Genomic DNA, 8,165 nt, shown 5'->3' on the forward strand with positions numbered 1-8,165 from the left:
AAGCTTTTCGGATAATAAGCTATTGATCCTGCTCATGTTCAACATCATTTTCTTCATCGCAGGATGCTTCCTCAATGCATCGGCGGCCATTACCATCCTGACACCGCTGCTGCTGCCGATCGCCATGGGTGTAGGTATCGATCCCGTTTTCTTCGGAGTCGTCATGGTCGTCAACCTATCCATCGGACTGATTACCCCTCCGGTAGGGCTCGATCTGTTCATCGTCAAAGGGATTGCGGATGTCTCCTATGACAAACTCATACGGGCAGTCACCCCGTTCATCCTGGTAATGGTTCTCGACCTGATGCTGATTACGTACTTCCCGGCTATTTCTATGTTTTTGACGACACTTTGATGCAGGGGGAAGATGAGAGATTGCTATAAATAAGTGAAACGAACAGATGTGGTCGGGATACAACTAAAACATGAAAATCTAAAGACGAACCATTTCAGAATGGACGGTTTTTCAATACCGCTGTTGATTTCCGTGCAAGACTTCGCTTTCCGCGGGTGACCCGTGAGCCTCCTCGGCAAGCCTCCGGGGTCTCACATTGGCCACTTCTCCCGCAGGAGTCTTCGTTTTGCACTCCAATCAACAGCTACAGCTGGAACAAGCTAAATATTAGACGAATAGTTCTAACAGGGACAATTAGAAAAATCCGAACGCATTCAAATCTTTTTTAAAGAATTTGAATGGTTGTTTGGATTTTTCTTTTTTTACAGCATAGTTTTTTAGTTTATTTAAGTTATAGGAAAGCTCATCATAATAGATTTTATTTATTTTTTATATAAACCACGCCTCGACAGCCAATTCAAATGCTTTCATTCTTCCCTCATTTAGCGTTTCTTAGACTCAGATTTTTATTTTACAATACCATGTTCAATGCAAATGGTTTGGTATCCTCCCGCTTAAACTAAAGAAGTAGCGCGCCGAGGGATCATGCCCACTTTGGCAATCCATGATGTTGTTAACTGCTTTTTTGTATAAATCTATCAATTATAAGAGTCCGCATCTCACACTGCAATGTTGCAATAATGCAACAATCCATAGGGAGAAATATGAATTTAACAAGTCTATGTTCCTGTTTCTAACCTATTTTCTCTTATCAAAACGCTTCTGTGCAACACATGTTGCGATATTGCAACGTTCTAGAATCTGTTTTATAGTTTTAATATTGTAAAACATTAGAATAATCAGTATTTTATGTGCGATTTAATGTTGGCACACTTCTTGCAATATAAATTTATGAGTGGTTCACTCAGAGGGAGAGAGAACATTGTTAGTAAAAGATGCGATGACTAGTACTTCTATTAAATATTTTGAAAACGATTACATTGAAGTTGTTGCAAATCGTTTACTGGAATCTCGTGTGAAAGGTGGGTTGGTTTATAACATAAAGGATGAGTTAGTAGGGTGCTTTACAGAGCATTATCTATTAGACGGATTGCTAAAAAAGAAAAAAGCATTGTCGGAAATTCATGAGACAAACTTTAATTTTCTTAAGGAAACGGATGAATTAAAAAATATCAAAGGTAAAGATCATGATGAGATATGGCCAGTCCTTAATAAGAATGGACAGATTTCTGGATTCCTGACAAAAGATCAGTACTTCTCAGCATACGCCAGATTTTCTCAACTAGAAGTGAGCCGTTGGGACGCGATCTTCAATTCTGCACATAATGGTATTCTTTCCATTGATTTAGAGGGCAAAATCACGTCAATAAATACTCCGGCAGAAAATATGGCTATGACGTCAAAAGAGAAAGCTGTTGGTAAGTTTTTGACTGAAGTTGTAACACCAAGTGGATTATTGAATGTTATCCGTACAGGTAAAGGGCACACAGAAAAATATCGTGTGGGAAAAAGAATGTATTTAACTCACAGAACACCTCTTTATGATGGTGAAACCCTTATTGGGGCAGTTGGAGTCTTTCAGGATATTTCAGAAATAGAATTTGTTTCGAATGAACTCGAGTCGGTCAAGCAGCTCTTAAGAGAACAGGAAACCGTACTGGATAATTCAACCGATGGTATCTGTATTACAGATGGGGAAGGAGCCATTATAAAAAGCAATCAAAGCTTTCGTCATCTGTTTAATCTTGATTCACACGCAAAAAACGAGGCTCCTGACTATATTAAAGAGATTGTCAGTCAAGTAGTAGCTAAAGGCAAACAGCACAATGTCATGGATACAAGGGAAGGTAACGAAAACTCTTTAATTATTTCTGCAAACCCAATTAAAAATAGTAGCAATCAAAAGGTAGAACGAATTGTGATTTATGTGAAAGATATGACTGAGTTTGATGCTCTGAGGGCTGAACTTGAAAAAACAAAGACACTATTAGAGACCTTGCATTTAGCTGAAAAAACAGGATCCTTTATTGCTAAATCCTCAAAAATGAAGAGGTTGATTGAAACCGTTGAACAGGTGGCGAAAGTAGATGTCACGGTGTTGTTAACAGGTGAATCTGGAGTAGGGAAAGAGGAAATAGCAAAGTTAATTCAACAGGCTAGTCCAAGGGTGGAACAGCCATTCATTAAAGTGAACTGCGGAGCCATTCCCGAAACGCTTATGGAATCAGAATTGTTTGGTTATGAGGGCGGAGCATTTACAGGTGCTTTAAAAAAGGGAAAAGCGGGATTATTTGAGCAAGCAAACAATGGAACAATTTTTTTAGATGAAATAGGAGAGATCCCTACCCATCTCCAAGTTAAGCTATTGCGTGTCCTTCAGGAAATGGAAATAACAAGGGTGGGTTCAGCTGTTCCCAAAAAGATAGATGTGCGGGTTATTGCTGCTACAAACAAAAACCTGCAAGAGCTGGTCCTGGAAGGAGACTTTCGAGAGGACCTATTTTATCGGTTAAATGTCATTCCGATTTCTATACCTCCATTAAGAGAAAGAATTGAAGACATTCCACTTCTTGTAGATATGTATTCAAAGATGTTTACTTCTAAATATGATAAACATCTTAGGTTTTCTAAAAAGTCAATACAAGTCCTTAGTAACTATAAATGGCCAGGAAATGTTAGAGAACTAGTCAATATTGTTGAAAGAATTTATGTAACAGCTACCAACCATGAGATTAGTGAGCAAGACGTACTTTCTATGTTCAATAAAATTGATGAACAAAAAGCAAGTACTGATAAGGCCATAGTTGTAAATGAAGTTTTGCCACTTAAGCAAGCAATAGAAGAGCTTGAAAGAGAACTGATCTATATGGCTTCCCTTACAGAAAAGTCCTATCGCGGTATAGCACGAGTCCTTAATGTAAATCCTTCTACAGTTGTAAGGAAGGTAAAAAAATTAGAAGGGGGACCTTTTAAATCATGAGAACATTACAGTCGATAGTTTCCCCTGAAAGCATTGCTATCATAGGTGCTTCAGAAAGGTTTCATCAGAATGCTGGACGCGTGATGGTCAATCTTCAAAAATCAAATTTCGCTGGTGAAATCCATTTGGTGAATCCGAATTATGATTCGATTTCAGGTATGGCTTGTTATCCAAGCGTACTAGAAATTAAAGAAGACATTGATTTGGCATGTATAATCATTCCTTTTATACATACCCCAAAAATAGTAAAAGAATGTGTAGAGAAAAAAGTTAAGAATGTAATCATCCTAAGTTCAGGTTTTTCTGAAAGCGGTCCTGAAGGAATGATCAGGGAAGAAGAACTCAATGAAATCGTAAAAGGGACGGATACAAGGGTTTATGGACCTAACTCTCCTGGTTTCTATCACTTTATTGGAAAATGGGGGATTTCTTTTTCACCAAGATTTGAACCAAAAAATTTTCATGAAGGGTCTGTTGGGTTGATCAGTCACGGGGGAAGTCTCGGCAGAGCTGTACTCGATGCCAATGAAAAAGGTCTCGGCTTCTCCTACTGGCTTTCACCTGGAAATGAAATGGATATCAACATGAACGATTGTTTTGAGTTCCTAATCAGTGATCCGAAGACAGAAACGATTCTATTAATCATTGAATCTATAACAGAAGAAGAGAGATTTTTTCGTCTCCTTCATCAAGCCTACCTCGAGCATAAACCAGTCATCTTGCTTCCAATTGGACATTCAAAGATTTCCAGAATTGCAGTAAAGCACCACCTTGGTAGAAATAACGATTATGCCATTCCGTGGAAAATGGTCAATCATCCTGGATTAATAAAGGTAGAGAGCATTGATGAATTAGTAGCAGTTTCCTGGCTTTTCGATGCATATAAGAAAGCCAAAGGAGGTCGCACTATTATCTTCTCATGGGCTGGTGCTACATCTATATACTTAGCAGACTTATGCGATAAATACGACATTGATCTTACACCTCTTTCAGAGGATCTCCAGAAACAAATCATTCACATCACAGGGATTGACAAGTGCTTTATGAACCCTTTAGATGTGACGACCATCGTTTATGACGACTTATCAAAATTAACTTCCTGTTTGGAAGTACTCCATGAATCAGAAGACTATGACAATATCATCGTACCTTTTCCGTTCCAAGTGGACTATCAAAATGAAATTCTATCAGAGCGCATTCAACAGTTGATGAAGGAAAGTAAATGTATTTTTCTGCCTATATTCATGTCCCAGGGCTACCAGGATGAACTGGCCATTGAAATTCTGAAAGAGACTAAGAATCCATATTTCTTCCAAGAAAACACAGCAATTAAATCGTTTTCTGCCTATGTGAATTACTCGGGTTGTCAAAAACAAAGGGAGGAACATAATGAAAAAGCTATTAAATTTTGATGATGCACTGCAACACATTAAGAGTGGCGATACGTTACTGGTAGGAGGCTTCGGTCTTTCTGGGACGCCTCTTACTTTAATAGATGAATTGGTGAAATCAGATAAGGACAATTTAACCATCATCAGTAATAACTTAGGGGAGGAAGGCAGGGGACTCGGTAAATTATTGATTGCCGGAAAGCTCCAAAAAGCAAAAGGGTCATATTTCACGACAAACCGAGATGCCGTAAAAGCCTGGTCAAAAGGTGAACTGGAAATTGAATTAATACCTCAGGGCACATTAGCTGAAGCCATTCGCTGCGGAGGGGCCGGAATCGGTGGTTTCTATACGAAGACAGGTGTAGGGACGAAGCTTGCTGAAGGAAAGGAAGAAAAAGTGATTGATGGTGAACCCCATATTTTCGAAAAAGCAATCAAAGGGGATGTAGCCATTATCAAGGCACTGAAGGCCGATACGCTTGGGAATTTGGTTTATGACAAGACAGCAAGGAATTTCAATCCAGTGATGGCAACGGCGGCGAAGATCGTCATCGCTGAGGTAGATGAAATAGTGGAGGCAGGGTCATTTGCTCCCGAGGAAGTCGTCACGCCCCACTTATACGTGGACTATATCGTTCAAAATCGCTATGTGAAGGAAGGGGGAAGATACGTTGAGTCAGTATGAACGAATCACCATTGCCAAGAGGGTGGCTCAGGAATTAAACGAAGATGAAATCGTGAATTTAGGAGTCGGAATTCCCACCCTCATTCCGGATTATCTCGGAGATAAAAAAGTATACCTCCAATCAGAAAATGGACTACTTGGAATGGGACCTACTCCTTCCGGTGAAGACGTGGATATGGATTTGATCAGTGCGAGTAAAAAGCCCGTTTCCATGGATATCGGGTCTTCATTATTTGACAGCTCTGATTCCTTCTTAATGATACGGGGCGGCCATATCGATACAGCAGTTCTTGGTGCATTACAGGTTGACCAAACAGGAGAAGTTGCCAATTGGGCCGTACCAGGCGAAACCATTCTGGGAGTCGGGGGAGCAATGGACTTAGTTTCAGGTGCGAAGCGAATGATCATCGCCTCTATGCACTTGTCCAAAAGTGGGAATTCGAAGCTTGTAGAAAAGCTCTCTTATCCAAGCAGCGGAGTGAGAAAAGCGGACATGGTTGTAACAGAGCATGCAGTATTCAAGTTTATTGAGGAAAAGATGTACTTGGTTGAAATCCTCTCCGACATTTCTGTAGAGGCGTTGCGGGAGATGACAGATGCACCATTTTATTTACTGGAAAAAACAAAAATAAAAGCAAACTAAGGGGGAAGTAATGATGAAAAAATGGGTAATCGTATTGGCAGCCTTTTTAGTAATGATATTAACTGCATGTTCTTCAGATGAAGCTGGCAGCGCTAAAAAAGATGGTGCGGAAGGAGCGCCAAAAGACATGGCATTCGGATCTGCAACAGTCGGTGGCTTCTGGTACACATTATCTGGTTCAATGGGGGAAAAAATGAGTGGAGTATTCCCTGATTCATCCGTAACAGTGGTTGAGGGTGGATCTGTTTCCAATCTATTGGGATTAAGTCAAGGTACGTTCTCTCTTGGGTTCAGTAATGGTCAGACTGTTCCGGAAGCTTTAAAAGGAGAGAATGCGTTTAAAGAAAAAGTGGATAATGTCAGCACGGTTGCAACCCTATATCCTAACGTATTCCATATCGTTGTCCGCGCTGATTCTGATATCAAATCCGTAAAAGATTTAAAAGGGAAAAAAGTTAGCCCGGGAATTAAGGGATATAGCGGTGAGCTTGCATTTCAGGACATTTTAAAACTTAATGATATGACTTACGATGATCTAGGCGGAATTGAGTATATTGGTACTGCTGATGGAGCAGATCTGCTTCGTGACGGTCATATCGATGCAATAGTAGGAATGGTTGCAGCACCTGTTTCCACTTTCCAAGAACTAGATACGACACTTGGAATTCGTATGATTCCATTGGATGATGAGACCATTAAAGGGCTTCATGACAAAAATGAAGGCTACCTTGAATATACCGTTGAAGGCGGAACTTATTCCAATGTGAAGGAAGATGTTAACACGGTCGCCGGTTATACTGTTCTATTAGTTAACGACGATCTTATGGACGAAGAGACAGTTTATAAGCTTACGAAAATGATGGTAGAAGAAAAAGATACATGGACAACATTATCACCGATTATGAAGGACTTTAATGCAGAGTATTCAGTGAAAAACAATGTAGGAAAACTTCATCCGGGAGCAGAGAAATATTATAAGGAAGTCGGTGCTCTTGAGTAAGTAATGTACTTAATTATATCCATGGAAAAGAAGGTGAAAGTATGACTAAACAGGATTCGTCAACAAAAATAGGGGCCTCAAAGATTGTAACTCAATATGATGAAGACGGAAACCTTAATAGTAAGCTGCGCTCATTAAAGGGCGCAGCTGCAAAGGTCATTTCGATTGTGGCTGTTCTTATGTCTTTGTTTCACTTATATACGGCATTCTTTGGAGTATTTGAGTCGATTCTACAGCGGTCTGCCCATCTGGCGTTTGCGCTGATCCTTACATTTGCCATTTATAAGCCATCCAAAAAGGCAATGAAAAGTGAAAGCATACCCTGGTATGACTGGCTGTTTATACTATTGTCGATTGCCTGTTATTCCTATTATGTGATGAACTCTCAGGTGATTTCATCCCGCATGAGTTATATTGAGCCGCTCACTATGCTTGAGATTACCATCGGTATAATATCAGGCTTATTGTTAATTGAAGCGACCCGCCGTGTGATTGGGAATACACTTGTCCTGATTATTTTCATTTGTTTGGTTTATGGCATTTGGGGACACCTGATTACCGGTGAACTTTCCCATCGGGAGTTTACAGCCATGTGGATCGTGGATCATCTCTTCTATACAGTGACAGGCATTTTCAGTGTCCCTCTTGGAGTATCAGCTACTTTTATCTTCCTGTTTATCTTATTTGGGAAGTTTCTGGAGGTCTCCGGAGCAGGACAATTCTTCATTGATTTATCTGTTGCTGGGATGGGGAAATACCGGGGAGGTCCTGCCAAAACGGCGATTGTGGCAAGCTCCATCTTAGGAACCATTTCAGGAAGTGCTGTAGCCAACACGGTGACAACGGGTGCCTTCACGATTCCATTAATGAAGAAGACGGGATATAGGAGTCATTTTGCAGCTGCGGTGGAAGCGGTTTCTTCAACAGGAGGGCAGATCATGCCTCCGATCATGGGAGCCTCCGCTTTCATTATTGCTTCCTATTTAGGGGTTCCTTATATGGATATAGCAGTAGCTGCCATTATCCCGGCGGCCCTATATTACTGCTGTTTATACTTTCAAGTCGACTTACGAGCGAAGCGACTCGGACTGAATGGTTTAAAGAAAGAAGA

At 40.4% G+C, this 8,165-nt stretch carries 7 protein-coding genes; all 7 read left to right on the top strand.

Annotation, left to right across the window (positions count from 1 at the left end):
* On the top strand, nt 1–355 hold a 355-nt coding region (locus HP456_RS16430), incomplete at its 5' end, for a TRAP transporter large permease subunit (protein WP_172253044.1).
* Between the two features lie 922 nt (nt 356–1,277).
* Nucleotides 1,278–3,335 (top strand): sigma 54-interacting transcriptional regulator, encoded by a 2,058-nt coding sequence (locus HP456_RS16435; RefSeq protein WP_172253046.1) that lies wholly within the window; start codon nt 1,278–1,280, stop codon nt 3,333–3,335.
* Nucleotides 3,332–4,747, top strand: a complete 1,416-nt coding sequence (locus HP456_RS16440; RefSeq protein ID WP_172253048.1) for a CoA-binding protein — start codon at nt 3,332–3,334, stop codon at nt 4,745–4,747. The genes HP456_RS16435 and HP456_RS16440 overlap by 4 nt, the downstream gene beginning before the upstream one ends.
* Entirely contained in the window at nt 4,725–5,411 is a 687-nt protein-coding gene (locus tag HP456_RS16445; RefSeq protein ID WP_172253050.1) for a CoA transferase subunit A, read from the top strand. The genes HP456_RS16440 and HP456_RS16445 overlap by 23 nt, the downstream gene beginning before the upstream one ends.
* On the top strand, nt 5,398–6,054 hold the full coding sequence (locus tag HP456_RS16450) for a 3-oxoacid CoA-transferase subunit B (protein WP_172253052.1): 657 nt from the start codon (nt 5,398–5,400) through the stop codon (nt 6,052–6,054). Before HP456_RS16445 ends, HP456_RS16450 begins: the two co-directional genes overlap by 14 nt.
* 10 nt (nt 6,055–6,064) lie before the next feature.
* Nucleotides 6,065–7,054 (top strand): TAXI family TRAP transporter solute-binding subunit, encoded by a 990-nt coding sequence (locus HP456_RS16455; RefSeq protein ID WP_246289147.1) that lies wholly within the window; start codon nt 6,065–6,067, stop codon nt 7,052–7,054.
* Between the two features lie 41 nt (nt 7,055–7,095).
* A partial coding sequence (locus tag HP456_RS16460; protein ID WP_172253054.1) for a TRAP transporter permease occupies nt 7,096–8,165 on the top strand: 1,070 nt, incomplete at its 3' end.

This window comes from Bacillus haikouensis (genome assembly GCF_013179555.1).
GTDB lineage: Bacteria > Bacillota > Bacilli > Bacillales > Bacillaceae_B > Rossellomorea > Rossellomorea haikouensis_A.